27 protein-coding genes are annotated in these 25,472 nt (G+C 49.4%); 6 read left to right on the top strand and 21 right to left on the bottom strand.

Annotated elements, in window-relative coordinates; genetic code table 11:
- Window positions 1-892 (bottom strand): diacylglycerol/lipid kinase family protein (locus QMA09_RS15730; RefSeq protein ID WP_290213780.1); only part of this gene is annotated, 892 nt, incomplete at its 3' end.
- A gap of 183 nt (window positions 893-1,075) precedes the next feature.
- On the opposite strand from QMA09_RS15730, the gene QMA09_RS15725 reads away from it, so the two are divergent.
- Window positions 1,076-2,203, top strand: coding sequence for an MFS transporter (locus tag QMA09_RS15725; protein ID WP_135504940.1), 1,128 nt, complete (start codon window positions 1,076-1,078; stop codon window positions 2,201-2,203).
- Window positions 2,204-2,264: 61 nt separating this feature from the next.
- Here QMA09_RS15725 and QMA09_RS15720 read toward each other — a convergent pair whose 3' ends face one another.
- Complete coding sequence (locus QMA09_RS15720) at window positions 2,265-2,651, bottom strand: hypothetical protein (protein ID WP_135504938.1); 387 nt, start codon at window positions 2,649-2,651, stop codon at window positions 2,265-2,267.
- 86 nt (window positions 2,652-2,737) lie between these two features.
- Window positions 2,738-3,190, bottom strand: a complete 453-nt coding sequence (locus tag QMA09_RS15715) for a GNAT family N-acetyltransferase (RefSeq protein ID WP_135504936.1) — start codon at window positions 3,188-3,190, stop codon at window positions 2,738-2,740.
- Window positions 3,191-3,285: 95 nt separating this feature from the next.
- On the opposite strand from QMA09_RS15715, the gene QMA09_RS15710 reads away from it, so the two are divergent.
- Complete coding sequence (locus QMA09_RS15710) at window positions 3,286-3,783, top strand: GNAT family N-acetyltransferase (RefSeq protein ID WP_135504934.1); 498 nt, start codon at window positions 3,286-3,288, stop codon at window positions 3,781-3,783.
- An 81-nt stretch (window positions 3,784-3,864) separates the two neighbouring features.
- Here QMA09_RS15710 and QMA09_RS15705 read toward each other — a convergent pair whose 3' ends face one another.
- The 6 genes from QMA09_RS15705 to mntR all read right to left on the bottom strand — a co-directional run bounded on the left by QMA09_RS15705 (window position 3,865) and on the right by mntR (window position 8,579).
- Window positions 3,865-4,572, bottom strand: a complete 708-nt coding sequence (locus QMA09_RS15705; protein ID WP_135504932.1) for a DUF4064 domain-containing protein — start codon at window positions 4,570-4,572, stop codon at window positions 3,865-3,867.
- A 343-nt stretch (window positions 4,573-4,915) separates the two neighbouring features.
- The gene (locus tag QMA09_RS15700) at window positions 4,916-5,197 is read right to left on the bottom strand and encodes a GNAT family N-acetyltransferase (protein ID WP_135504930.1); all 282 of its coding nucleotides are present in this window, start codon (window positions 5,195-5,197) and stop codon (window positions 4,916-4,918) included.
- Window positions 5,198-5,216: 19 nt separating this feature from the next.
- Window positions 5,217-6,185: a ring-cleaving dioxygenase gene (locus QMA09_RS15695; protein ID WP_135504928.1), complete on the bottom strand. Its 969-nt coding sequence runs from the start codon at window positions 6,183-6,185 to the stop codon at window positions 5,217-5,219.
- A gap of 152 nt (window positions 6,186-6,337) precedes the next feature.
- Entirely contained in the window at window positions 6,338-7,225 is an 888-nt protein-coding gene (locus QMA09_RS15690) for a DUF1002 domain-containing protein (RefSeq protein WP_183736523.1), read from the bottom strand.
- 52 nt (window positions 7,226-7,277) lie between these two features.
- Window positions 7,278-8,138, bottom strand: coding sequence for a CvfB family protein (locus QMA09_RS15685; protein WP_135504530.1), 861 nt, complete (start codon window positions 8,136-8,138; stop codon window positions 7,278-7,280).
- 18 nt (window positions 8,139-8,156) lie between these two features.
- Window positions 8,157-8,579 carry a transcriptional regulator MntR gene (gene mntR / locus QMA09_RS15680; RefSeq protein WP_135504531.1) on the bottom strand — a complete coding sequence of 141 codons (423 nt, stop codon included), beginning with the start codon at window positions 8,577-8,579 and terminating at the stop codon, window positions 8,157-8,159.
- A 163-nt stretch (window positions 8,580-8,742) separates the two neighbouring features.
- Between mntR and QMA09_RS15675 the strand changes: the two genes are divergently transcribed.
- Window positions 8,743-8,898, top strand: a complete 156-nt coding sequence (locus tag QMA09_RS15675; protein WP_135504533.1) for a lmo0937 family membrane protein — start codon at window positions 8,743-8,745, stop codon at window positions 8,896-8,898.
- Between the two features lie 48 nt (window positions 8,899-8,946).
- Here the strand turns inward: QMA09_RS15675 and QMA09_RS15670 are convergent, their stop codons facing one another.
- Genes QMA09_RS15670 through QMA09_RS15660 form a run of 3 tightly spaced genes read right to left on the bottom strand, consistent with a single transcriptional unit; the run spans window position 8,947 to window position 12,500 of the window.
- Window positions 8,947-10,059 (bottom strand): GNAT family N-acetyltransferase, encoded by a 1,113-nt coding sequence (locus QMA09_RS15670; protein ID WP_290213781.1) that lies wholly within the window; start codon window positions 10,057-10,059, stop codon window positions 8,947-8,949.
- A gap of 22 nt (window positions 10,060-10,081) precedes the next feature.
- A complete protein-coding gene (locus tag QMA09_RS15665; RefSeq protein ID WP_290213779.1) occupies window positions 10,082-12,151 on the bottom strand; it encodes a heavy metal translocating P-type ATPase in 2,070 nt (689 codons plus the stop codon).
- The gene (locus tag QMA09_RS15660; RefSeq protein WP_290213778.1) at window positions 12,129-12,500 is read right to left on the bottom strand and encodes an ArsR/SmtB family transcription factor; all 372 of its coding nucleotides are present in this window, start codon (window positions 12,498-12,500) and stop codon (window positions 12,129-12,131) included. Before QMA09_RS15660 ends, QMA09_RS15665 begins: the two co-directional genes overlap by 23 nt.
- 173 nt (window positions 12,501-12,673) lie before the next feature.
- Between QMA09_RS15660 and QMA09_RS15655 the strand changes: the two genes are divergently transcribed.
- On the top strand, window positions 12,674-13,093 hold the full coding sequence (locus QMA09_RS15655; protein ID WP_183736525.1) for a universal stress protein: 420 nt from the start codon (window positions 12,674-12,676) through the stop codon (window positions 13,091-13,093).
- A gap of 76 nt (window positions 13,094-13,169) precedes the next feature.
- Window positions 13,170-14,165: a DmpA family aminopeptidase gene (locus tag QMA09_RS15650; RefSeq protein WP_290213777.1), complete on the top strand. Its 996-nt coding sequence runs from the start codon at window positions 13,170-13,172 to the stop codon at window positions 14,163-14,165.
- Between the two features lie 58 nt (window positions 14,166-14,223).
- Here the strand turns inward: QMA09_RS15650 and QMA09_RS15645 are convergent, their stop codons facing one another.
- The 5 genes from QMA09_RS15645 to murB all read right to left on the bottom strand — a co-directional run bounded on the left by QMA09_RS15645 (window position 14,224) and on the right by murB (window position 19,922).
- The gene (locus tag QMA09_RS15645) at window positions 14,224-14,556 is read right to left on the bottom strand and encodes a fluoride efflux transporter FluC (RefSeq protein ID WP_290213776.1); all 333 of its coding nucleotides are present in this window, start codon (window positions 14,554-14,556) and stop codon (window positions 14,224-14,226) included.
- The gene (locus QMA09_RS15640) at window positions 14,553-14,906 is read right to left on the bottom strand and encodes a fluoride efflux transporter FluC (RefSeq protein ID WP_290213775.1); all 354 of its coding nucleotides are present in this window, start codon (window positions 14,904-14,906) and stop codon (window positions 14,553-14,555) included. The genes QMA09_RS15645 and QMA09_RS15640 overlap by 4 nt, the downstream gene beginning before the upstream one ends.
- 36 nt (window positions 14,907-14,942) lie before the next feature.
- Window positions 14,943-17,309: a penicillin acylase family protein gene (locus QMA09_RS15635; protein WP_290213774.1), complete on the bottom strand. Its 2,367-nt coding sequence runs from the start codon at window positions 17,307-17,309 to the stop codon at window positions 14,943-14,945.
- Window positions 17,310-17,438: 129 nt separating this feature from the next.
- On the bottom strand, window positions 17,439-18,914 hold the full coding sequence (locus QMA09_RS15630; protein ID WP_290213773.1) for a potassium/proton antiporter: 1,476 nt from the start codon (window positions 18,912-18,914) through the stop codon (window positions 17,439-17,441).
- 90 nt (window positions 18,915-19,004) lie between these two features.
- On the bottom strand, window positions 19,005-19,922 hold the full coding sequence (murB, locus tag QMA09_RS15625; RefSeq protein WP_290213772.1) for a UDP-N-acetylmuramate dehydrogenase: 918 nt from the start codon (window positions 19,920-19,922) through the stop codon (window positions 19,005-19,007).
- Window positions 19,923-20,128: 206 nt separating this feature from the next.
- On the opposite strand from murB, the gene QMA09_RS15620 reads away from it, so the two are divergent.
- Window positions 20,129-20,650, top strand: a complete 522-nt coding sequence (locus QMA09_RS15620) for a YceI family protein (RefSeq protein ID WP_135504547.1) — start codon at window positions 20,129-20,131, stop codon at window positions 20,648-20,650.
- A 48-nt stretch (window positions 20,651-20,698) separates the two neighbouring features.
- On the opposite strand, the gene QMA09_RS15615 is transcribed toward QMA09_RS15620, so the two are convergent.
- The 4 genes from QMA09_RS15615 to QMA09_RS15600 form a co-directional block, all read right to left on the bottom strand.
- Window positions 20,699-22,264, bottom strand: a complete 1,566-nt coding sequence (locus QMA09_RS15615) for an FAD-dependent oxidoreductase (protein WP_290213771.1) — start codon at window positions 22,262-22,264, stop codon at window positions 20,699-20,701.
- A 140-nt stretch (window positions 22,265-22,404) separates the two neighbouring features.
- Entirely contained in the window at window positions 22,405-23,034 is a 630-nt protein-coding gene (locus QMA09_RS15610) for an FMN-dependent NADH-azoreductase (RefSeq protein WP_135504550.1), read from the bottom strand.
- Between the two features lie 93 nt (window positions 23,035-23,127).
- A complete protein-coding gene (locus QMA09_RS15605; protein ID WP_135504551.1) occupies window positions 23,128-23,835 on the bottom strand; it encodes a DsbA family oxidoreductase in 708 nt (235 codons plus the stop codon).
- A gap of 517 nt (window positions 23,836-24,352) precedes the next feature.
- Complete coding sequence (locus tag QMA09_RS15600; RefSeq protein WP_135504552.1) at window positions 24,353-25,279, bottom strand: manganese-dependent inorganic pyrophosphatase; 927 nt, start codon at window positions 25,277-25,279, stop codon at window positions 24,353-24,355.
- Window positions 25,280-25,472 lie beyond the last annotated feature (193 nt).

Below are 25,472 nucleotides of genomic sequence, written 5' to 3'. Positions count from 1 at the left end.
AGTCTTTATCAGGCGGCACTAAAGCACGGATATGTCGCGGCAGCACTTCGATGACAAAGGGCGTAGCACAGCCTTCATCCCCATCTATATTACAATATAACGGTTCATTTGTCCTGATTGAAACTTTTGTTGTCTTGATAACTTCTACTGCCGGATCATTGTCCAGTTTCCCAACCAGCATATTGCGCGCAATGCGGATGAATGCAGGCAATGCGGCATTTTTGATGATGTAGAGATGCAGCAGGCCATCGTCGGTCAAAGCTTCAGGCGCCAACTTCTCAAACCCGCCTACCGAGTTCGTCAAAGCGACCAGTACAAGCTTTGCTTCACCTTCAAATTTCCCATCATCGTATTCAATTTCGAAATATTGCTCCGTATCTTGGGTGATGGCTTTAAGGCCCTCGATGAAATAAGCAAAAGCTCCGAGTTTCGTTTTCTGTTCCGGAGTAACTTCGTAAGTCGATTCAGCAACCTGCCCAAGTGCAAGGATGTTCATGAAGAAATGGTCGCCGACTTTTGCGATGTCGACCCATTTTTCAGAACCGGTCTTCAATGCCTCGATCGCTTCTGCTGGATCGAGTGAGATATTGAGCGCACGTGCAAAATCGTTCACCGTCCCCAGAGGAATCAATGAGAACAACGGATGATGCTCCTGCTCAGCCAAGCCAGACACCGCTTCGTTGATCGTGCCATCGCCTCCCATTGCAACGACGAAATCATACTCTTTTTCGCAGGCCTCTGCAGCGAACTCTGTTGCATCTTTCGCTTTTTGAGTTTCTCTGGTGTCCACGCTGTATCCCATCTCTTCAAGCGTACGTTTCACTTGTTCCGCATAATCTTTCGCCTTCTCCTTGCCAGAAGAAGGATTCAATATAAACATCGCTTTTTTCATATACTAACCTCCGGTGCTATAATGTGAATATAACTTTCTTTACCCTAGTCATAAGCATTGTTAATCCCTATGCTTTTTTATTTTTCCACGGCCGCGTCTGCCGGGATGTGAAAATGCATTTCCTAGCCTAAAATCAACAACGTCATTCTGCAGCCTTTGATTTTGTGAAAGCGAGTGAAACCGGTGCGATTCTTTATTTATATCATCATCTTCTTTGCCTTTTTTGATCTTTTCGCACAGTTGCCTATCATGAGTCCGCTGGCTGTCTCTCTAGGAGCCACGCCTTTCCTGGCCGGCCTTGCCGTTGGAATGTATTCACTCTCGAATATCATCGGCAATATCGCGTCAGGCATCTTCTCGGACCGCAAAGGGCCTTTCGCCATTCTCGTAGCGGGGTTGGCCACAACTGGCGCCGTGCTTTTTTCCTACAGCTTTGCTGACGGCCCTTATAGCTTGCTTGCGGTCCGTTTTGTGCACGGACTTGCCGCCGGGCTGACCGTCCCTGCCGCCTTCACTTACTTGGCGAACAAGACCGCATCCACTAAGCGCGGCAAAGGTGCGGCGGTGTCAGGCGCTTTTGTCGGCCTTGCCGCTATCATCGGGCCCGCGTACGGCGCGATTCTAGCCAGCCGCACGAGCGTTGCGGAAACGATGGCAACGACCGGTGTGCTGCTGCTGGCGCTGGCGATCTGCGCGTTCTTTGTACTAAACCGCAAAATCGCAAAAAAAGAGGCTGTTGCTGAACAGCCGCTTCCTTTCTCCCGCATCATACGCAACCGCGGTTTGCTGCAATCTTTTGCCGGCGCCTTTTTCCTGATGTTCTCTCAAGGCGTGCTTGCTTATATGCTGCCGTTGAAAATAGCCGGGCTCGGCCTTCCGCCTGAACTGAGCGGCTTGCTCCTCAGCGTCTTTGGCGTGGCAGCGATCCTTGTATTCCTGCTGCCTGTAAACCGGATCTTCGATAAGGCGAAGCCTCTCTATACGCTGATTGCAGGATTTAGTTTCATGGGGCTGTCGTTGTTCCTGCTCAGCGCGGCTGAAACTGCCCCTTTGCTTTATGCCATTATGTGCGCATACGGAATCGGCTTTGCATTATTGTTTCCATCCATCAACTCGCTGCTTATCGATTCCACTGAACTGTCGTCACGCGGCAAAGCCTATGGCCTGTTTTATGCTTTCTTTTCACTCGGCGTGGTCGGGGGTTCCAGTTTTACAGGAATTCTTGAACTGAACGCAGACGAAGGCTTTATGCTGAGCGGCACTTTACTGATAGGCGCCGCATTGGCAAACGCTTTGTTGAGCAAAAGGTGAATAAAGCCTCCGCAGAATTTTATTGCATAAAAAAAGGATGGTTCGAAAACCATCCTTCCTTTTACAAATTGTCCGTATTCAATCTGTTTTCAGGTGCTATTGTTTCTGTATTCTCGGATTTCTCTTCGCTGAAATCATTTGATGACAACTTGAAGTCCTCGTCTTTTTCGTCTCGTTTTTTGTCGTTATAATACTGCGCGCCACTCAATCCGCCTTCGCTGACCATCTTGTTTTCACGCAGCTCCGTTGAATCTTTTTTGGCTTCTGCTTGTTTTCCATCAGTGTTTTCCAAGTTTTGAGATTCCATATACGAATTCACCTTCGTCTTTGCATTATTAAAAGCCTCTGTGGCTTTTTGCCGATTTTCCGGTTTTTTGAAATACGCATAAGCTCCAGCAGCTAATCCTGCCCACAATAAGCCTCTTCCACTGCCTCTTTTGTTCGCCATGTGCTTCACTCCTTTTTAATTTAACCGTTATTTAGTTTGTATACCCTTTTACCAGAAAAATAGTCTTTTGCCAGCCAATGAGAGTGTTACATTTTATTTTTGGTTAATTTCATATCTACATGGGGAATGCCGTCTTCATCGTATTCCTCCGAAATCGGCACAAAACCGAATGATTCATAGAAGCCTTTCAAGTAAACCTGCCCTTGAAGCTGGATTTCATCGGCTTTCCATTCCTTCAAAATATAATCAATCGATTTTTCAAGCAATTGTTTTGCAAGTCCCCTGCTTCTGGCATCCGGGTGGACAATAACTCGTCCAATTGACGGCAAGCCATATTTCACTCCCCCTGGCACAAGCCGGGCATATGCCAAAGTGCGGCCGTTTTCTGTATATGCCATATGGATCGATTCTTGATCCAGATTATCCAACTCAGGGTATGGACAATCTTGTTCAACAATGAACACATCGACCCGCAACTTTAAGAATTCATAGAGTTTCCTTGCTGTCAGTTCATCAAAATGATAGGTATTCCAGTCCAAAACTCCTCGCCTCCCTTTCCTTCTATTATTCCACAATGGTGGCTATTCAGCGCTAATTTTGATATGATTACGAAAAGAATTTTTGAGGTGATCACATGATTCGCACAGGTACGATTGAAGATATTGCTTCTGTCCAGGAAATCGCTTATGCCAGCTGGAACGACACATACGAAGGCATCATCCCCTCCCCGGCCCAAAAAAGTTTTTTAGATAAATCCTATTCCACTCCGATGATGGAGATGCGATTGAAAAAGACGATTGTCCTTGTAGCGATACACGAAGATGAGGCGATCGGCTTTGCCAACTTTACAAAACTCGATCAGGATGGCGATGCAGAATTGATCGCCCTTTACTTGAAACCCGAATACCAACGCAACGGTTTCGGCAAGAAGTTGCTCGACAGTGGGCTGTCCCATTTGTTCGACGGCTCTGAACTCTCTGTATATGTAGGAAGTGAGAACGAAAAAGCCAGAAACTTTTATGCAGCCAATGGATTTGAGTTTGTGGAAGAATTCGAAGAATTGTTCGAAGGCCACCCACTCAAGACCGCGAAATACGTTTACGATTTAAAAGTGAAGACGCCCGCCCTTTAACAGACGGGAAACAGCAAAAGGTGCAACGGAAAATTCCGTTGCACCTTTATTTGCGTTTGAGGCTGATTTTAGAAGCAATTGTTATAGCGGTCGATACGGTGTATCGTCGTTATTTCCTTTGCTCAGGCGCTCATCCGCGCGGCGTTTCAAATCTTCGCGCTCAACAAAATCGTCTCCAGTTGTTCCTGGTTGCGATTGGCGAGACTTTTCTTCCATAAGGCGCTGCTGTTCTTCTTCACGCAGCCTTTCTTCACGGATGCGCTGCTCATCATGGCGGAGCGAATCCTGGTCACGCAAACGATCGTTTTCCCGATACTGATTGCTGTTGTCCTGCAAATCTTTTCCGTTGCCATTGCGCGCTTTACGTACAAAGCACATGATAGCGGCAATGTAGAACAAGATCGAAGTCAGCGACATGATCCCTGCAAACAATCCAGCAACGATAAAGAAGACCCCTGCCATATTCGGATTGGCATTTCTGCCGAGCCTGCCGATTGCCAACAATGCAAAAACTGTACTAATTGCCAAAAGCCCGACAATCACCCACATAATTACATCGAAGCTTGTCAATAACCCATCTACCAGCCCCTGGACATCCCCAACATCGGTCATGGTCGGATCTGACATGATTTGTTCTTCAAGGAATTGGCGGAATTCCGGGTCGTTCTCGACATTCCCCAGACTGAAAATCGAGAAAATGATAAGTGCGATTGCTAAAAGGTTAAACACAATGCCGATAACGCCAAGTACTTTTTCGCCAGACCGGCTGACGTCCTGCTTTCCATTCATATGGTCCACCTCTTTCATAAATTTCTCCTTAATATAGATAGAAAAGGAGTTTAACAGTTCACTTAACTAGTTCCCTTAATAAAATTAATAAAACCTGTTTAAAAATTTGAAGTCCGGGTATTTTATTAATATCAAACATTTGAAAGGTGATGAATAAAATGGAAAAAAAGTTAATTTTTAACCAAGCTGATTTTATGTATGGTATAGGTGGAGCTTCAATCTTAACAGCAATCGTCTTCTTTATGACGGCATTATAATTCGGAGGTTGAAGATGATTAATTACATACGGGAAACATAGAAAAGCAATCCGCTAAATTAGATTAGAGGATTGCTTTTTGCGTGCTTACATTTTCACATCATCGTATTCCTTGTAACGATCGAAAGCAACGGCTGCATAAGAACAGACCGGCTCGATTTTGAAGCCTTTTTCGCGTGCATATTGGGCAGCGCGGTCCAGCAATTTCTTAGCCAAGCCATGGTGGCGCAGCGTTTCTTCAACGAATGTGTATTCAACGACCATAACGTCCGACATTTCCGTCCATGTGATTTCGCCGACATTTCTGCCTTCGTCCTCCAGGTGGAATGCAAATTCATCCTGGCCCAATTCCTTCAATTTAAAATCCACTGTTTCATCCCCCCTGCATTTATCGATTTATTTCCAGCGGCCGCAATGAAGCCTCGATCTGTGCCCGTTTTGGCTCAAGGAATGGCGGAAGCGCCAATTTCTCACCCAATGTTTCCAATGGCTCGTCCGTTGCGAAGCCCGGTTCGTCTGTTGACAATTCAAAAAGGATGCCGTTCGGCTCGCGGAAGTAAAGCGCTTTGAAGTAATAACGGTCCACTTCCCCTGACGTCATGAAGCCTTTTGACAACAGATAGTCGTTCCATTTGCTATAGTCTTCGTATGTTTTGACACGGAACGCGACGTGGTGGACACTGCCTCTCCCAGGGCGTTCAGGAGGCAGGTCTGTACGTTCCTCTAAATGTATTTCGCCGGCGGGTCCGCCTTTTCCTGTTGAAAACACCAAAATATCTTGCATGCCTTCCACTTTCGGTGAATAAGAGCCAATTTGCTCAAAGCCGAGGATTTCTGTCAGTACTTCTGCGGTTTTTCCGCTTTTGCGGACTGTCAATGTTACCGGCCCCAAGCCAACGATGGCAAATTCTTCCGGGATCCCCGCTTTGGTCCATGGAATACCATGAGGGATGCCCGTTCCGTCGTCCACTGTCAGCATGAGCCGAGATCCTTCAAAGTCTTGGAATACCAAGGTGCCGCGTCCGAAGGTTTCGCTTATTTCCGCATGAGGGACGCCGAATTCATCGAAACGCTGCGCCCAATAGCGAAGTGCTTCGCCGCTTTTCACGCGCAAAGAGGTGTTGCTGATGCTTGAAACGCCTGGATACGTTCTGCCAGCCATCGGAATATCAAAATAAGTCATATCCGTGCCTGGCGTCCCTACCGCGTCCGCATAGAATAAATGATACGAAGAAGTCGAATCCTGATTGACGCTTTTCTTAACAAGGCGCATGCCCAAGATCCGCGTAAAAAAATCGTGATTTTTGTCCGCATTGGCGGTGATTGCGGAAACGTGGTGGATGCCTTCCAATTTCATTGTAAACACTCCTTTTATCTTGAATTCGAGATATTTATTTCATGATAGCAGATTCTTTTTCTACTGGCAAGAAAGCGAGCTTGGAAGGAATAGGAAAAAGGCAGCCCCGGAATTCTGTTATACAGAGTTCGGGAACTGCCTTATTTTCATCATCAGCTTACTAATCCGCGGATGCCGTCGATCAATTTATTGAAGAAATCCTTTACACTTTGCCAAAAGCCATCGTCATTGACGACCGTGCCGATTTTGTCTTCAATCGTTTTGCTCAAATCTTCAAGCTGGGTAGACCATTGCGAAAAATCAATATCAAGTTTGCGGATGCGGTCCATCAGGTCCACCAGCAATTGGCGGTCTTCCGGGCTCAATTCAATCTGCAGTTTTGACAATTGCTCTTCTACAATCGCTTCCACTTCTTCACGTGTTGCGGGATTTTGTTCCGCAATCTGCTTTTTGATTTCTGTCAGCAATTCGCTGACTTTTTCATCTTCGACGCCTTTATCTGCAAGCTCTGTTGCAACTTCGAGTTCGTCATTGGCGACATCGGTCCGTTCCGGATCCAATTGTTCGCCGTTCACTTCATATGCTTTGTAAATTCCGACAAGCGCAGAATGGCCAGTTACCGCTTTCGGTGCAGCCACTTCCACTGTCGCATCTTCAATGCCCGCTGTCAGCATCGCGTTGGCGTACATTTCAGACGTGACTTGTGTAATGTTGTCCGGTGTTACGATTTGGATAACCAAGCCTTCGCCGGCTTCCTTGCGGGTGATTTTAGCCGATGAGTACATGCGGGCGCGCGGGTCGCCGTCTTTAATGTAAGTGATCAGGTCTTCCCCGGTCACTTCGATTTCTTCCACTTCAGCTTCTTCCGCTACGTTCAAGCTGCCCGCAACGCTTTCTTTTTCAGCATCGGAGAGATTGCCGCCGTAAACCACGATCGGCACCCCGAACTTTTCATTTATACCTACGTTTGCTGAGCCTGCTTGCGGCGCCAGCAAGGAAATTGCCAGAATGATGGTGATGATGGAGATCATTTTCTTCATATTAGTTGCCCCTTTCTCCAAATTAATACGCTTTTAATTTGAAAAGGTTGCATCAAGGCGTTAATTTTGTCCAGCCTTCTTCTTGGACGATGCGGCGTTCTTTGTACAATCGGCCGATGGCGCGCTTGAATGCGGCCTTGCTCAAACCGAACATCTCATAGATTTCATCCGGTGAGGATTTGTCTGTGAACGGCATTTTGCCGCCCGATTCCTCCAAATAGCGCAAAATCATTTCAGCATCGTCGGACAGGCGCTCCTGCTTGCGCGGAAGCAGCGAGCCGTTCAATGTACGGTCTTCTTTAACACCGATGATGCGTACGGTCTTCTCTTCCCCAAGGCGGGGTTCTTCTTCACGCTCAGTTTCATGGACGAAGACACGGTACATTTCCGGAACCGTCAACATGAAAGAACCGACCGGCAGCAGACGGTAAGCGCGCGCCTTCAAGTCTTTATTGAACACTTCTTCAGGGGCCGGTGCACTTAGCTCCAGCACCGTCTCTTCTGTCGCCAATCGGCCGTACAAGTCGCCGTAGCGGTCTGTGCGCAGCGTCATGAACAAATGGTCGCCTTGTTTCGGCCATAATTCCTGTACTTGCGGAAGGTCCGCAGGCAGCACATAGACTTCACGGGTCGTGCCGATATCCACGACTGCGCCTTCGCGCGGCGATACTTTCAGCACTTTCGCCCAGCCATATACGCTTGGCAGAATATGCGGAATCATCGGCGTCGCCGCGATGCCACCTTGGCGGTTGCGGTACAGGAACACTTCGATTTCTTCGCCGACTTCCTGCCCTTCTTCGATTTCCGATGCGTTCATGAAGACTTCATCGCCAGAACCATCTGTCAAAACCCATAGTGAACTTGACCGGTCTTTAATTTTTAAATTCGCTTTCAATCCTGGATGCAAACTCATAATGCAGCCTCCTTCTATTTAACTTTCTTTTTGGTCGTTCTTCAGCTTTTCCAATTCAGCAACCATTTCGGGATGGTCCTCCAGTGTTTGAACCAAATCCGCAATCCGGTCAATTGAATTCCAGCTTAAATGGTGCTCGATGCCTTCAACATCCCCATAAATGCGTTCTTCCTCCACACCGATCAGCCGCAGGAACTGCTCCAGCAAATCGTGCCGCTTCAATAAGCGTTTCCCTAGTTTCTGCCCTTTTGGCGTCAACACGAGGCCCCGGTAGCGTTCATAAATCAAATAGCCGTCTTTATCGAGTTTTTGCACCATTTTAGTGACGGATGACGGCAGTACCGACAGCGCTTCCGCAATATCCGATACACGTGCGTACCCTTTTTGTTCAATTAATGCATATATTATTTCAATATGGTCTTCCATACTTGGAGTAGGCAAAGTCAGTTCCTCCCTCACATAACTTCCTTCAGTTTACTATACCGTAACCGCCGAAACAACTGAGCTTCCGGCAAGTCTGCGCTGTTCTAATATTCTGGATGTTTATCCTTAGAACGTCTGGGGTAAATATTACTATCTCAAGAGAAAGGTTAGGTGAAGAAACATGGCGCGTATACTTTGGATTGTTTTAGCAGTTATTATTGTTATTTGGTTAGTAGGATTTTTAATGGACGTTGCTGGTGGTTTAATCCACATTCTTCTAATTATTGCGGCTATCATTTTAGTCATCAACTTAATTTCAGGAAGAAAAGGCTTATAACAGCCCTAAAACATAGAAAAGGCCGGGACATTTGTCTCCGGCCTTTTTTTATTGCTTAATTTTCGAATAGACGCATGTATCGCGCAGGCGGTTTTTGGAAATGGCGTCGTTGCGCAAAATACCTTCGAGCTCAAAATTGAGGCGTTCCGCTACAGCACGGCTCCGCACATTTTCCGGATCGCAGCGGATTTCTACGCGGTTCGCTTCAAGATTTTCAAAAGCGAATCGGGTAATGCGCTCCACAGCTTCCGTCACATAGCCTTTGCCTTCGAAACGGTGGTCGACCCAGTAGCCGATTTCGAACTTCCGGACTTCCCAATTGATGCGGTGAAGCCCTGTCGAGCCAATGAATTCCCCGGTTTCTTTTGAAAAAAAGTGAAGGCGCAAATCTTTGCGCAGCTGGAAATTGGCAGCCGCTTCAATGAGCACCGCTTCTGTCCGTGCAAGCTCCGGCGGATCTTCTGCAAAAGGCAGCCACGGGCTGAGCGATTCCAAGGAATGCAGCACAGCCTCGTAGCATTGCTCAGCGTCTTCTCTTTTCGGCGCACGTATCAGCAGCCTTTCGGATTCGAATTCATCCGGGAAGTCGAGCAGAATCGGATTGAATTGCGGCTTCTTGGCACCGACCAAGGCATCGTCCCAATGGACAGGCGTCGTTATGCCCGCTTGCCAGTCTTCGCGCGTCAATCCATAAGTCACGGCATCGTAATAACGGTTTTCTTTCGGCGAAAACCACGCTTGGCGAATATGTGCTTCTTTGGCAAAGCCGGTGCGTTCGAATGCTTTGCGCATCGCGAAATTGTCATGCCGCGTATTTCCTTCGAGGCGGATTTTCTTCTCCGGCAGCGAAAACACGAAATCAGCAACGAGCTTCAACGCTTTCGGGCCATAGCCTTTGCCGCGGTAAGGTTCAGCGATCCGCAAATCGAATAGCGGAATATCGTCCTGCAAATCAAAAATCTTCACAAGCCCCACTTGCTCGCCTTCATCGTTTTCAATCCAGAACGTGCGGACTTGATCCGATTTATAGCCGCCGCCTTCAATCGTCTTTTCAATCAATGCCCGCACCGGATGTTCCTGCCCGTGGAACGGCCAAGAATTGGTGGTCATGAATTCAATGAGCTGTTCCTGTTCTTCTATCGTCCATTCAGTCAACTTCAATGCGATTTCCCCCAACATGCTTTTACTTCTGGATTTTCACGAGGCGCAGGGCATTCAAGATGACCAGCAGCGTCGCGCCCATATCCGCAAAAATGGCGATCCATAAGGTCAGCCATCCCGGAATGATCAGAAGCAAAGCGATAATTTTCAAACCCAATGCGAAAATGATGTTTTCCTTTATTATACGCAAAGTTTTTCGGCTGAGTCGAATCGTATACGGAAGTTTTTCAAGATCATCCGCCATCAAGGCGATATCGGCGGTTTCCAGTGCCGCATCCGTGCCTGCGCCGCCCATGGCGATGCCGACCGATGAAGCTGCTAAAGCCGGTGCGTCGTTGATGCCGTCGCCGACCATCGCCACACGGCCGTAGATGCCCTGCAGCTCTTTGACAGCCGCGAGTTTTTCTTCCGGCATCAAGCCTGCGCGGACATCCGTGACGCCGATTTGTCCGGCGATCGCTTGCGCAGTCACCGGGTGATCGCCCGTCAGCATGATCGTTTCTTCAATGCCCATATCCTTTAAAGCCTGGATGATGGCCGGGCTTTCAGGGCGGATTGCATCAGCTACCGCCACTGAGCCGATCAATTCCATATCCGAGAAGACGGCTACCACTGACTTTCCGCTTTCCTGCAGTTTTTCGTACGCCTGCGGGACAGCAAAACCGAATTCCGCTGCCCAGCCGAGGCTGCCGACATAGACTGGCATTCCGTTCACCACAGCGGTGACGCCTTTGCCGGTCACGGATTTAAAAGCCGTGATGCTGTAGACCTCCGGAACACGCGCTGTAATGGCGCGCGCCAGCGGATGCTGGGACATCGCTTCAACGGAAGCAGCAATTTTCAATACTTCGTCTTTATTGTAGCCCTCTTGTGCATACACATCCGTCACTTCGGGATAGCCTTTAGTCAGCGTGCCTGTCTTATCGAATGCCACAGCTTTGATGCGGCCCGTTTCTTCTAAATGGATGCCGCCTTTGATCAAGACGCCTTGGCGCGCTGCATTGCCGATTGCTGTGACAATGGCGACAGGCGTCGACACGACAAGCGCACACGGACAACCTACGACCAGCACTGCGAGGCCTTGGTAAACCCATAACTGCCAATCACCTGTGACGAATCCAGGAACCAGCGCCACGAAAAAAGCGATGGCGATGATTGCCGGTGTGTAGTATTTTGCGAATTGGTCGACGAATTTCTGGGACGGTGCTTTTTCAGCTTGCGCTTCTTCAACGAGATGGATGATTTTCGCAATCGTTGTATCTTCGACGCGTTTTGTCACCGTGATTTCGAGTGCCCCTTCTTCGTTCATCGTTCCGGCAAATACTTCATCGCCTGCCTCTTTGGAAGCCGGTATCGATTCACCAGTGATGGCTGCCTGATTGACCGAACTTTCGCCGCGCAGGACATTGCCGTCCATGGCGATTTTTTGGCCCGGTTTGACAATCATGACGTCGCCGATGCGGATATCCTCTGTATCCATTTCGATGAGTTCTCCGCCGCGCTGAATCAGCGCACGCGCTGGCGCAAGGTCCATCAAGCCGCGGATGGATTGGCGGGCTTTGTTCATCGAGAATGTCTCCAGCACTTCGCTGATGGCGAACAAGAACACGACGACCGCACCTTCCCGCCATTCGCCGATAATTGCCGCACCGATAATCGCGATCGTCATCAGCGTCTTCATATCGAATTGCAGTTTCACCAGATTGCGGAGGCCGGTTCCGAACATATGGTAGCCGCCCACCAGCATCGATCCTGCGAACAAGGCAATCGCTGCCGGATCCGTTTCAGAAGTACGGAACGAAATGGCAATCCCGACAATTAAAAGAATCAGGGAAATGGCCGTTTCAATGGTCTGGCGCCGTTTGTAAAATGGCATATGGACAACTTTCTCCCGTTCAGGATAAACACGGATATGGTCGAATGCCCCTGCTTTTTCAAGTTCTTCGATCGAAACGTTGCCGTCAACTGTAAGTTTTGAAGCGCCAAAATTCAATATGACGTCTTTCGTTTCGGGCAAGCTGCGGATATTTTTTTCAAACTTCGCTGCACAGCTGGTGCAGGACAGGTTTTCAAGACGGTATGTCTTTTGCATCGTGCACACCTTCTTTCGCATGTTCATGGGCGATTGTGACGAGCTGATGGACATGGCTGTCCGACAATGAATAATAGACTTGCTTGCCTTTTTTCTGCGACTTCGCAAGTCCGCGTTCACGCAAATAGCGCAAATGATGCGAAGCAGTTGCCGTCGACGAGCCAATGACTGCGGCGATATCACAGACGCACATTTCTTCTTCTATTGTTAACGCATAAGCGATATTCAAACGGGTTTCATCTGCTAGGGCTTTAAAGAGATTGGCGACTTCCGATAAATCCGCCATATGATTTTGGACGTTTTCCACTACTTCCGGATGGACTTTCGTGACTTCACATATTTCTCTCATCGCGATTCCTTCTTTCATTCAAACGTATATTTGATTGTTACTGCCAGTATAATTCCTTGCCACCCATTAGTCAAACCTCGGTTTGAATGATTGCCAGAAGCCGGCGGGAAGGATTACGCAAGCTTCCGTCGAATAGTTTAAGAGTATCCGGACAATTAGTAGGGGGAATTTGCATGTACCAGAAAATCTTAGTGGCGGCAGACGGCTCGGACCATTCGATGCGCGCTGCACATGAAGCGGTGAAGATGGCGAAAGCGAACCCCGATGCCTCCGTCACGCTGCTGTATGTTATCGATTATGAAAAAGCGCGCAGCGAAATCCTTCATGGCCAGAGCAGCGACGAAGTCCATTTCGAACGCCGCAAGCACCTGGAGCCACTCGAAGCCGTATTTCAGGGCGCTGGAGTCGCTTTTGAAACAAAAACATTGCACGGCACCCCAGGACCGACCATCGTCAAGCACGCCAACGAAACCGGCTACGACATCGTCTTTATCGGCAGCCGGGGCTTGAATGCCCTTCAGGAGATGGTGCTTGGCAGTGTCAGCCACAAAGTCGCGAAGCGCGTGCAGGCTCCTGTGATCATTGTAAAGTGAAACAGAAAACAGCAGCCCGTGAAAATGCCGGCTGCTGTTTTTACTTCAATCAAAGAAAAAAGAGATGGTGATTTCATTGAAAAAAGGAAAATTGAATTCAATTGCCGATGTCGCCGGAGTTACAGTCGGGCACACAACACTCGAAGAGCGCTTGTCTGCGGACGAATCCGTGTGTACAGGCGTCACCGCCATTTTGCCGCATGCCGGCAATTGGTTTGAAGAAAAAGTTCCAGCCGCGAGCTTTGTGCTGAACGGCTTCGGCAAAACCGCCGGATTGGTGCAAATCGAAGAGCTCGGCGTCCTCGAATCGCCGATTATGCTGACGAATACTTTCAGCGTTGCCGCTGTGCTGCAGGGCACGATGGACTGGATGCTGCGCGAAAACCCGGCAATCGGCGATTCGACCAGCTCGCTCAATATCGTCGTTGGCGAATGCAACGACAGCTATTTGAACTCAATGCGCCTGATGGCCGTGCGTCCGGAACATGCGGAACAGGCAATCAACGCCGCCACAGCAGATTTTGCACAAGGCGCGGTAGGCGCCGGAAAAGGGATGATCTGCTACGGCGTCAAAGGCGGCATCGGTTCCGCTTCGCGCATGGCGGAATTTGAAGGGCAACAGTACACCGCCGGAGCTTTGGTACTGAGCAATTTCGGCCTTAAAGAGGAAATCGCCATTGCCAACTGGCAGCCGGATTTTCCCGCTCCTGAAAAGCCGGACGGTTCTGTCATCATTGTGATCGCCACCGATGCTCCGCTCGACAGCCGGCAACTGAAGCGTCTGGCGAAACGTGCGGCGATCGGGCTGGGACGCACCGGAACGCATATTCACAATGGCAGCGGCGACATCATCATCGCATTTTCCAACGCCGACCGCATCGCCCACACATCAGCGGAGGCGCTGCGCCAATCGACGCTCTTACGCGATGACCATCCGCTGATGGCCGAATTATTCAAAGGCGTCATCGAAGCGACCGAAGAAGCGGTCTACCAATCATTGCTTCATGCCGAAACCACAACCGGCCGCATGGGACGGACCATCGAAAAAGGCGCTTTTCTTCAAGCTTTTTAACTATTGGCAGCCATAGAAAAAGCCGTTCCTTTTGCCGGAACGGCTTTTTCTTTTTGCGTCAATGCAGTAAATGATAGCCGGTGCTGAACAAGACAATGCCGCTCACGAGCGTGGCTCCGAGATAAGACGCCGCCTCGAGCAGGCGGCCGTCTTCAACATCCTTAACGGCGTCGAGCGCCATCGTGGAAAATGTCGTGAAGGCCCCCAAGAAGCCAACCATCCAAAACGGCGAGACACTGCCTGCACCGATAAACATGCCGAGCGCCAACGAACCGAGGCTGTTGACCAGCCACGTCGCCAGCTTCGGCTGCCTGGCCCGGCTTTCGGCCATTAAGTAAAAGCCATATCGGGCAATCGCCCCTAAAAATCCGCCAAGCGCGATGCCGATCATCCCGCCACCGCCTTTCTGCCGAACCTCAGCCCGATTGCGGCTGTTCCAACAGAAAATGCCGTCATTCCGAGTGCCAACAGCAAGCCGCCCGTGAACGAACGTTCCATCAGCCGGAACCATTCAGCGGTGAATGCTGAGAACGTCGTAAACGAGCCGAGCAAACCAGTCGACACGAATAAGCGGAAAGGGGCTGACTTTGCGTGGAAGCGCCCTGCAACAAAGCCGAGCAACAAGCTGCCAAGCAAGTTCACAATCCATAAGCCAGTGAACGAAGACACCCCTTCGTAGATAACCGCCCTCAATAATGAGCCCGCCATTCCGCCGAATCCGACCGCCAATAAATTCTTCAAGCCTACCGCCCTCACATCATTTTCTTTCAGTATAACTTATTCAGGCGACAACCTTAAGACCGAACCTTCCACTTCCCCTTCAAGGAGCGTTTCATGGAAATTCCCTTCCGCCCAATCGTCTACTTGGTTATGGAAGAAATCCGACTTCATGTGCCCGCTTAATCCCGGTCCGACAATGTGGTAGGCGCTTGATAAATCGCTTAGATCCGCGACGAAGCGCCAAGATGCCCCGTGGTCAACATTGCCTTCGCCATCAAAACCGGCTGCCTGCACCGTGATGTTGGATCCGCCAATCGGAACAGGATCAGGATTCAGGAAGCCTTCGAAGATCGGCGACGCACCTGCAAGCGGATGCGGGAACGTCAGTTGATGGTTGTCTCCCCATTGCCAATCGCCGGCATCGCTGCCGAATTCTTCTTCGATTTCTCCAAGAGCCGTTTCCAATGAATCCTGTAGCCATTTGCCCGCACCTCCATATTCCGATACCCACGCCCCTTCGTTGCCGCTGAATGCGTCGCGCATCATTTGGTCGGTGATGTGGTTTTTGCCCGGCAAGAGGCTGAAGACATCTTCCGGAAATTCATCTGCCAGCATCGTCACAGGCAGCTGCTTCATCCATTTATGGAAAACGAGCGGTTCTGCAGCCCCTTTGCTGTCGACTTGATCCCATTCCGCCATCATTTTGAACAATTCGTCGTGTTTATCGGTTTTTTCCTGGACAGCAGCCATCATGTCCTCTAAAAATTCAGCCGCATACAGGTTTTTCTGGTCCATCTGCAGCGCCATCATGTCTTCTTTCGTCAAATCATCTTTTGATTCGAGCACTTCTGCAATTCGCTCATAGCGGTACGGCTGTGCCCAGAAATCCGTAATGTGGTACTCGTACGAACTGTCGACGACTTCGTTATTGGCCGTCGCGATAAAACCGCTTTCCGGATTTACGGCTGTCGGCAGTTCATCGAATGGCACATAGCCTTCCCAGCCATATGCGGACGAATCGCCAGGCACCGGCAATTGGCCGTCGCCTTGTTTGCGGATCGGAATCCGGCCGTTCGCTTTATAGGCGATTGTTCCATCGACCGACGCGAAAACGAAATTCTGTGCCGGCGCCTGGAAATCCTCTAAGGCTGTTTCGAACTCTTCCCAATTGGACGCTTTATTGAAACTCAGTACTGCTTGCAGCTCCAAGGTCGGTTCATGGGCGGTCCATTGCAATGAAAACGATGCACCCGGATCTTCGTCTTTGTACAAGACGTCCGAAATGATCGGCCCGTGGCGCGTAACCGCCACTTCAAAATCCTCCGTTTCGCCGTCTTTCACTTTGATCGGTTCGTTGCGGATTTCCGCCTGCTCCCATTTCCCGTCGTAGAGAAATTGCGTCGGATCTTCCGGATTCGGCGTTTCGATGTACAAATCCTGGACGTCCGGGCCGACATTCGTCACGCCCCAGGCAATCTTTTCGTTATGGCCGAGAATGATGCCGGGAATCCCTGCGAAAATAACGCCGCTGACGTTCTGTTCCGGCGACTTCAAATGCATCTGGTACCAGATCGACGGCGTCGACAAACCAAGATGCGGATCATCCGCCAGCAGCGGCAAGCCGCTCGCCGTCTTATCGCCGGACACGACCCAGTTATTGCTGCCATTGAATTCCGGCGGGATGACCGAAGCGTCAAATTGGCCAGCGACTTGCACCGGCTGCTTTTTGTTTGCCGCGATGATCGATGGCGCATCTTCCGGGTATTTGATGAAGATCTCCTTCGCCTTGTCTTCCGGGAATTCATTCAGCGCCCAATGCCTGATGGCGAGCGACGACCAATGCCCGCCGAGGTCATACGCCATGAATTTGCCAATCGTCAATGAATCGACCGGCGTCCAGGGTTCGGGTTCGTAGCCGAGAAGCGCAAATTCATAGCTCAGTTTGCCATCCTTTTTCGCTTGCTCCATGAAGGCATTGACGCCTTCTGCGTACCATTCCAAGACTTGCTGCGCTTGTGGTTCATAACCGCTCCAGGATTTTTCAGCGGCGTTGCGCAGGCTGAATGCCCGGAAGAATTTATCTCGGTCGACTGCCGCCGCTCCCACCACTTCCGCCAAACGCCCGCTTGCTTGGCGGCGCGACAGGTCCATTTGGAACAGCCGGTCCTGCGCTTGGACAAAGCCCTGTGCCCGGTACAAATCGGCATCCGTCTCCGCTTCGATATGCGGAACGCCGATTTCATCGCGCGTCACCGTCGCACCGCCATCCAAGACGCTGACCACCATTTCGCCTTCCACTTGCGGGCTCGACTTCCCTATGTAAACGTTTACAAAAATTAGCGCTGCGACCGCCAGCACCACCAAACCGCCCACGATTCCCACAATCCATTTCAGCAGCTTCCGGTTTCTTTTCTGTTTCCCCACTTGCTTTTCCCCCTCATTTTTTCTTCACTGATGCTATATCATTCGACCGCCGGAATAAAAATCCTTTATTCGCAAGAAATTCCTTTATAAACTCGCTGCTGTAACATAAAAAGCCCGCAAGCTGCGGGCTTAATGATTGATGTCTTCTTCTCCAAGCACCATTTTCACTTTCGGCACTTGTTTCTTTTCGGTCAGAACGTACAAGACGTCGCCAACTTTCAATTTCGTTGTCCCCGTCGGCATGACCAACTTCCCTGAACGGATGATCGCACTGATCAAGGTCTGTTTCGGCAGTCCGATCGTTTGCACCAGCTGGCCGGCAAACGGTGATTTAGCCGTCAATTCGACTTCCAGCATTTCTGCATTGGCCTTGTCCATCGAGATCAGTTCCAGCGAGTGGATCCGCTTCGGGAGCGGCCGGCCGTTCAGCGATAATTTTCTGGCCATGAACGGGATCGTCGAACCCTGGATCAAAGCCGAAGTCAACACGATAAAGAATACGATGTTAAAGAACAGGTAGCTGTTTTCGACACCCGCGATCATCGGGAACGTTGCGAGCACGATTGGCACCGCGCCCCGCAGCCCCGCCCACGACAAGAACAATTTCTCGTTCAGCGAATAGTCGAAGAACGCGGTTGAAACGAATACCGCAATCGGGCGCGCGATCAAAATCAGGACGAATGACAGCACCAAGCCTCTCCACATCAAGTCCCAATCCAGCAGCTGGCTCGGGAAGACAAGCAAGCCAAGCAAAACGAACATGACAATCTGCATGAGCCATGCGACGCCTTCATGGAAGCTGATGATGGAATAGCTTTGCGTCAATTGGCGGGTTCCGATGACCAATGCAGCCAAATAAACCGCTAACAGCCCGCTGCCATGCATCATCGCGGTGGCGCTGTAGATGAAAATCGCAAAGCCAGCTGACAGCACAGCGTACAATCCAGAGGCATCCAGCTTGATGCGATTTAAGGTCCAGGAAGCCAAATAGCCCAATACGACGCCAAACACAGCGCCTAAGCCCATTTCAAGCACGAAACTGCCGACCATTGATCCGACCGAAGCGTCAGGCATCATGATTAATTGGATAAATGCAATTGTTAAAAACATCGCCATTGGATCGTTGGTGCCGGATTCCGCTTCAAGAGTGGATGAAATTTTGGATTTGACGTTTTGTCCGGCTAATACGGAAAAGACTGCGGCGGCGTCCGTGGAGCCGACAATCGACCCCAGCAGGAACGCTTCAAGCCAAGTGATATCGAGGATATAATATGCAGTAGTTGCGACGATTGCAGTGGTGATCATAACGCCAAGCGTCGCCAGGGAAAGCGAACCGCCCATGACCGGCCGGATGTGTTTCCATTTCGCTTGCTGGCCGCCTTCGAACAGGATGAAGATCAACGCGACAATGCCGACCAATTGGGCGATTTCAGCATTGGAAAAGTAAATGAGGCCGGTGACATCGCTGCCCAAGAACATGCCGATGATCATGAAAAGCACGAGAGATGGCACGCCGGCGCGTGAAGACACTTTGGTCATCAGCACACCCGCCAGGAGAAAAATGCCCCCCATTAGAATTAAACCGTTCGTCGAAAAATCGATCATAGGAAACCCCCAGTTTTTCACGTTGGTTTATTATACCATAATTTTAGGGCATTAAAAAAAGCGGAGCTCTATAAAAGCCCCGCTAATCGGTCACGCCATGTCTTCCCCAACAATTTTCACTTCAAGCTCTAAATCGATGCCGAATTTTTCCCGCACTGCCGATTTCACCATTTCAATTGTCTGGATGTAATCATCTGCTGTCGCGTTATTTTTGTTGACGATGAATCCTGCGTGCTTCGTCGATACTTCCGCTCCGCCGAATCCACGCCCCTGAAGGCCGCTTTCCTGGATCAGCTTGCCGGCAAAATTGCCTGGCGGCCGTTTGAAAACACTTCCTGCCGATGGGAATTCCAAAGGCTGCTTCGATTCACGCTGATACGTCAAGTCGACCATCTTCGCATCAATCACTGGTTGGCTTCCATACTCCAAGCCGAATTCAGCTGACAGCACATAATAGCCTTTTTTGGTTATGATGCTTTTTCTGTAGCCCAATTCCATCTCTTCTTTAGATAGCACCAGCTTGTCCCCTTCAGGAGTCAAAACCGTTGCCTGGAGGATAATGTCCTTAATTTCCCCGCCATAAGCACCTGCGTTCATCGCCATGGCGCCGCCAATAGATCCTGGAATTCCACAAGCGAATTCAAAACCGGTCAGCCGGTTCGTCGCCGCGGCTTTAGAAACTTCCTTGATATGGGCGCCGCCCTGTGCATAAAGCGTAGTGCCAGTAATGCGGATTGCATGCAGGCTTTTCAGGTTCAGTACGATTCCGCGTACGCCACCATCCCGAACGACCATATTGGAGCCGTTGCCAAGCAGCAGCAAAGGAATATTGTTTTCATATGCATATTTAACAGTGTATGCTGTTTCATCTTCAGTTGTCGGTGTCACAAAAATATCAGCTGGGCCGCCCATGCGCGTCAAGGTATGCAGGTGAAGCGGCTCGTCCATTTTCACGTGATCATCAGCCAAAAAGCGGCGAAGATCCGTTAACCATTTTTCTTTCGTCATCCCTAGCAAATCCCTTCTAAACTTTTCGCTTTTAATAGTATCTAATTTTCTTGCCCTTTTGACAAGGGATAGCCCTATGTTCCGTTCTAAAGACCGATAAAATAAATATCTCGAATTAAAGAGTTTTTAATTAAAGACTATTGACACCGAGATTTCTAGCCCTTATAGTTGAAAATAGATATATGACTATTAGGAGGAACAATAACATGAAAAAATGGACAGTAGACCCAGCACACTCGGAAATCGGATTTTCAGTAAAACACATGATGATCTCTAAAGTAAAAGGCTCATTCACTTCTTTTGAAGCGGAAGTTGAAGCGAACGAAGAGGATTTGTCCGGTGCTTTGATCGATTTCAAGATCGACATCGCAAGCATCAACACAAACAACGAAGACCGCGACAACCACTTGCGTTCAGCTGATTTCTTCGATGCTGAAAATCACCCGCACATCATTTTCACGGCGAACGATATCGTGAAAAAACACGATGAGTACGAATTGACTGGCGACCTTACGATTAAAGGCGTAACACGTCCAGCTACTTTCGAAGTGGAATACGGCGGCAAAGGCACGAACCCATGGGGCGTTGAAGTTGTTGCATTCAATGCGCAAAGCAAAATCAACCGCAAGGATTTCGGCCTGACTTGGAACCAAGCGCTTGAAACAGGCGGCGTACTCGTCGGCGAAGACATCAAAATTTCATTGGAATTGCAAGCAAACCCTGCATAATCCAAACAAATTGAAAAGCAGTGCGGAGAATTTCTCCGCACTGCTTTTTTAGATGGATCCGGGTTCTTCCATCTTATTCAAAGGTTTTACAGCTGGTCCGTCGAGCACTTCTCCGCTAAAGGAGAAGCGCGAACCGTGGCATGGGCAATCCCATGACCGCTCGGCGTCGTTCCAGTGGGTTTCACAGCCCAGGTGGGTGCAAGTTGTGTCGACTAAATGCAGCTGACCGTATTCATCGCGGTAGCCGCCGGCTTTCTTGCCGCCTACTTTGACCAATCCACCTTCCCCATTCGCCAGCTCATCAACGGTTTTCGAAGAAGACTGCAGCTTCCCTTTCACCAACTCTTTGGCCACTGAGCTATTGTCTTTGATAAAGCTCAGCGCATCGACAGCTTTCAACTTCGTCCGCGTCGGGTCGAAGAGCTCCGCATACGGATTCGCTTTCCCTAAAATATGGTCAGCAAGCAGCATGCCGGCGGCCGCCCCGTTCGACATGCCCCATTTATGGAAACCGGTCGCAACAAAGATATTGTCGTAGCCTGCGGTGATCTTTCCTATATAAGGAACCTTGTCGAGCGTTGTCATATCTTGCGCTGACCAGCGGTACGGAATTTCCGTAATGCCGAAATGCTCATCGCCGAATTGCGCCAAGTTTTCGTAATGTTCCATGGTCGGCGATTTGCTTTTGCCCGTTGCATGGCCATCGCCTCCTATGAGCAGTAATTTCTCGCCGTCGATGCCTGTCGCATAGCGCAGCGAGCGCGACGGCGCATCAACGCTGATGAACATACCATTCGGCATCAGGCCGGAAATCCGGGCCGCGATGACATATGAACGGTTGACGGACAGCCTCGAGAAATAAAGCCCATCAGCGTCATTGAAGGGATAATGGGTCGCCACCACTACTTTGTCGCACGACAGATGCGACATATTTTCCGTTTGGATCACCGGATCGTCTTTGCTCAGTATTTTTTGCGCGCGGGTGTTTTCGTAGATTTTGCCCCCGAGCCGTTCAATTTCACTCACCAGTTTCGCCAGGAATTTCACCGGATGGAATTGCGCTTGTTTGCGCATGACCAGAGCTTGTTCCACTCTAAATGGCAAGTCCACTTCCGCTTCTGTTTTCGCCAAGCCACCATCAATGCCCAAGGCTTCGTATGCTTCCGCCTCTTTTTCAAGCAGCGCCGAGCCATGGGATGTATTAGCGTAAAGAAACGCGTCGTGATGCGTCAAATCGCAATCGATATTGAGTTCAGCTGCCAAATCTTCAATGAATTTCAAACCGCCCATATTGGCTTCATAATACAAGCGCGCTTTTTCTTCGCCCATCAACTTGATCAGCGGAAAGTAATACAACCCGTGCTGTGCCGTAATTTTGGCGGTTGTGTAGCCAGTGACGCCATCGATCAACTTGCCCGCATCGATGAGTGTCACTTTTTTCCCGGCTTTCGCCAGCAAATAAGCCGTCACTATCCCTGCTATGCCTCCGCCGACGACCCCGACCTCCGCCGACTCATTGGCTTGCAAAGCCGGAAAGCTCGGGACTTCCTTATATGTTCTCCACAAAGATTCCATATGGTCTGGCAGGCGGTTCGAATGTTCATTTTTTGACATGCTATCCCTCCTAAAAGCGTTTTACTAAATAACTACCCTGTCCTCTTCTTTTTAATCAGCAGCCCAAGCGCACTTTTAACAATTGCGGAGCAAAAAAACCCGGAGGCGCATATGCGCCTCCGGTCTATCTTGCTATTCAATTACGCTTTGATTGTTTGCAGGCTGTTGGCCGCGTCTCTTACACGCTCCATGCCTTCTGCAATAATTTCATTTGCACGCTCTGGGTCCAACGCGTGCCCTTCGATGATCACTTCATTGATATCCTGGATACCGAAGAAGTTCATGATGTTGCGGATGTAAGTCGCGCTCATTTCGGCCGGAGCCATTTCCGGCGTAGAGTAGATGCCGCCGCGTGCGTTCAGGATAATCACTTTTTTCTCTGGAACAAGCCCGACAGGACCATTTTCAGTGTATTTGAACGTCATGCCTGCACGGTAGATATAATCGATGAACGTCTGAAGAGCTGCAGGAATCGTCATATTCCATAATGGGAATGCGAAAACTACTACATCTGCATCCATGAAAGCGTCCATTGCTTTAGAAGAAGCCGTCAAAAGGCGCTGTTCAAGATCGCTCATCGGTTCAGCCTGAGCTGATTTTTGCATCGCATCAAAGAAATCCTGTCCGAAATACGGCATATCTTCTTTGAAAACGTCAAACGTGCTGACATTAATATCGTTGCCGATTTCATTCATGAAAACCTCATACATTTTACTTGAAACCCCTTCACTTGCAGGGCGGTTGTTTGCTTTTACGACTAATACATTCATTTTTTAAAAAGCTCCTTTTTACTAATGTTATTATTCTCGAATTTGAGATAAACAAATTATAATAAAAAACGAGGGTTAATTCAACTTATCTGCTCACGAATCGCACGAGTCGCCGGTGCAATACGATGTCTTGCTTTGGCCCATCGGCTTAAGCTTCGGACGGATTCCTTCTTCGTCCGCAATCTGGCGGATCGAATCGACAAAAGCTTCCAGCGGCTGTGCGCCGGAAATTGCGTATTTGCGGTTGATAACAAAGAACGGCACGCCTTGTACGCCGATCTGGCGTGCTTCCGTGATATCCGCCGCCACTTCGTCGTGGAACCGGTCGGAAGCCAGAATGCTTTCCGCTTCGTCCTTAGGCAGTCCGGCTGCTTCCGCCGTTTCCGCTAATACCCCATTATTGCTGACGTTCTTGCCTTCAACGAAATACGAACGAAGGAGAAGTTCCGTCAAATGTGCGTCCTTGCCATGCACCTCTGCCCACTTCACTAAGCGGTGAGCCGCCAGCGTATTGCCATTCATCATACCGTCGAAATTATATTCAAGTCCTACTGAGCGCGCGTGAGCCGCAACGCCTTTCGTCATTTCTTTTGCTTGTTCCAAAGTCGCGCCAGTTTTTGCCGCTAAACTTTCATATGCCGACACCGTCGAATCGACTGGTGCTGCCGGATCTAATTGATAAGCCTTGAACGAAATCTCAGCTTGTGAATGAAAACCAGATTTTTCTAAAGCCTGTTCCAACGTACGCTTGCCTATGTAGCAAAACGGACATACATAATCTGACCAAATTTCAATTTTCATAATTTCACCTCACGCATTACTATAACAACGAACAAAACCCTGCTCAATGTTTTTGCCTGTAAAACCAAAAGTGGAGGCGGCCGTTTAGATTCGACAGGCGCAAGACGCTCTGGCGAAGCGGCGTCTCTCTAGCCGCACAGCCAGAGTGGCTTGTGAACCGAGAATCTGGCCGCCGGAACTGGACAAAACCAAAAGTGGAGATGCCCATGTTAGCCCCGACAGGCAAGTTAAGGGCGAAGGAAATTCGGCCTTAACTTTGCGACGAAGCACGAAGTGCTTTAGGAGCAGATGGCTTTATATGTGCCGGTAATGGCGCTCTTTGCCATTGTCGGCAAGTCCGAAGCGACCCGAGAATCTGGCCGCCGGATCTGGACAACACGAAAAGTGAAGGCGCCCCGTGCCAGTCCCAACCGGACAATTTCCTTCGCCCATGCAACCTTCCGCAGCACACGGCGTCCTATTGCCTATGCGCACTGCTGAAAATGCTGTCCATCAAAAAAACTGACCCCCGGAGGGATCAGCTTAACGCTTCTGTAATGACCGGTATGATCTGCTTTTTACGTGAAACAACGCCTGGCAATAAAATGCGGTTGTCAACGACGCTTGACTTGAATGCGCCTTCGATGATGTCCGCCTTGCGTCCCAAGACGATAGCGACCGAATCATTGTTCAGGATATCTGTAACCACAAATGCGAATAAATCCAAGTTTTTGCGAGCAATTTTTTCGTTCATCAGCACTTCCAGTTCTTTTTGGCGGCTGATGACTTCATTGACATCGATGGCATTGACTTGAGCCACTTCAAAGCGGTGATCGTTGGCTTCGAATTCTTTCGAGTCCAGCGACATCAAGTCTTCAAGAGTTTTGTTGCTAAGGTCCGCACCAGCTTTCAGCATGGCAAGACCATATTGTGCCGCATCAACATTCGCGATTTCCGCAAGTTCGCGTGCAGCCTGCAAGTCCTGTTCTGTGCAAGTTGGCGATTTGAAGAGCAATGAGTCTGAAATGATCGCCGACAACATAAGCCCAGCGATATCAGACGGCACTTCGACACCGTGTTCCTTGAACAATTTCAAAATGATCGTAGCTGTGCAGCCGACCGGTTCGGCACGGAAGTACAATGGATCGACCGTTTCGAAATTGGCGATGCGGTGGTGGTCAACCACTTCAAGAATTTGGACGTCCTGGATATCGGCAGCGCTCTGCTGGCGCTCGTTGTGGTCCACAAGAATGACCTGTGAAGCTTCAGCTGCCACTTTTTCAACAAGGCGCGGCTGTTCGAATTTGAAATATTCCAATGCGTAGAGAGTTTCGTTATTGGCTTCCCCTAAACGGATCGGTTCCGCAGGCATGCCCAGCTGTTTTTTCAAATATGCATATGAAATCGCCGAACAAATTGAATCTGTGTCCGGATTTTTATGTCCTAAAACAAGAACGTTTGACATTTTTTAGCCTCCTGAATGGTGTTGGTTTCCGAAATAATTTTAACACAACTGGAAGCATAGCCAAAACACAATTGAATTCCGCAAAAGCGCAAAATTTGCAGCTGTACTTGCTAAGCCGTTTTTACAATAACTTTCTTAATTGTCTGTTCAATTAAGAAAACTTGAACACCCTTGATTTCACTGGAATTGGAGA

This window comes from Planococcus sp. APC 3906, from assembly GCF_030407685.1.
Classification (GTDB): domain Bacteria; phylum Bacillota; class Bacilli; order Bacillales_A; family Planococcaceae; genus Planococcus; species Planococcus koreensis.
The sequence above is the reverse complement of the archived record's forward strand: the minus strand, read 5'-3'. Positions and strand labels throughout refer to the sequence as shown.

Coding starts and splice junctions, on each gene's coding strand:
- QMA09_RS15695 (WP_135504928.1), bottom strand. CDS start 6,185: ATGAAATTGGAAGGCATCCACCACGTTTCCGCAATCACCGCCAATGCG.
- QMA09_RS15605 (WP_135504551.1), bottom strand. CDS start 23,835: ATGAAAATTGAAATTTGGTCAGATTATGTATGTCCGTTTTGCTACATA.
- QMA09_RS15630 (WP_290213773.1), bottom strand. CDS start 18,914: ATGATCGATTTTTCGACGAACGGTTTAATTCTAATGGGGGGCATTTTT.
- QMA09_RS15645 (WP_290213776.1), bottom strand. CDS start 14,556: ATGATCGGCATCGCGCTTGGCGGATTTTTAGGGGCGATTGCCCGATAT.
- QMA09_RS15665 (WP_290213779.1), bottom strand. CDS start 12,151: ATGCAAAAGACATACCGTCTTGAAAACCTGTCCTGCACCAGCTGTGCA.
- QMA09_RS15655 (WP_183736525.1), top strand. CDS start 12,674: ATGTACCAGAAAATCTTAGTGGCGGCAGACGGCTCGGACCATTCGATG.
- QMA09_RS15615 (WP_290213771.1), bottom strand. CDS start 22,264: ATGTCAAAAAATGAACATTCGAACCGCCTGCCAGACCATATGGAATCT.
- QMA09_RS15685 (WP_135504530.1), bottom strand. CDS start 8,138: ATGAGTTTGCATCCAGGATTGAAAGCGAATTTAAAAATTAAAGACCGG.
- QMA09_RS15660 (WP_290213778.1), bottom strand. CDS start 12,500: ATGAGAGAAATATGTGAAGTCACGAAAGTCCATCCGGAAGTAGTGGAA.
- QMA09_RS15705 (WP_135504932.1), bottom strand. CDS start 4,572: ATGAATGGAAAGCAGGACGTCAGCCGGTCTGGCGAAAAAGTACTTGGC.
- QMA09_RS15600 (WP_135504552.1), bottom strand. CDS start 25,279: ATGTCAAACGTTCTTGTTTTAGGACATAAAAATCCGGACACAGATTCA.
- QMA09_RS15610 (WP_135504550.1), bottom strand. CDS start 23,034: ATGAATGTATTAGTCGTAAAAGCAAACAACCGCCCTGCAAGTGAAGGG.
- QMA09_RS15675 (WP_135504533.1), top strand. CDS start 8,743: ATGGCGCGTATACTTTGGATTGTTTTAGCAGTTATTATTGTTATTTGG.
- murB (WP_290213772.1), bottom strand. CDS start 19,922: ATGACGAAAGAAAAATGGTTAACGGATCTTCGCCGCTTTTTGGCTGAT.
- QMA09_RS15690 (WP_183736523.1), bottom strand. CDS start 7,225: ATGAAGAAAATGATCTCCATCATCACCATCATTCTGGCAATTTCCTTG.
- QMA09_RS15710 (WP_135504934.1), top strand. CDS start 3,286: ATGATTCGCACAGGTACGATTGAAGATATTGCTTCTGTCCAGGAAATC.
- QMA09_RS15720 (WP_135504938.1), bottom strand. CDS start 2,651: ATGGCGAACAAAAGAGGCAGTGGAAGAGGCTTATTGTGGGCAGGATTA.
- QMA09_RS15620 (WP_135504547.1), top strand. CDS start 20,129: ATGAAAAAATGGACAGTAGACCCAGCACACTCGGAAATCGGATTTTCA.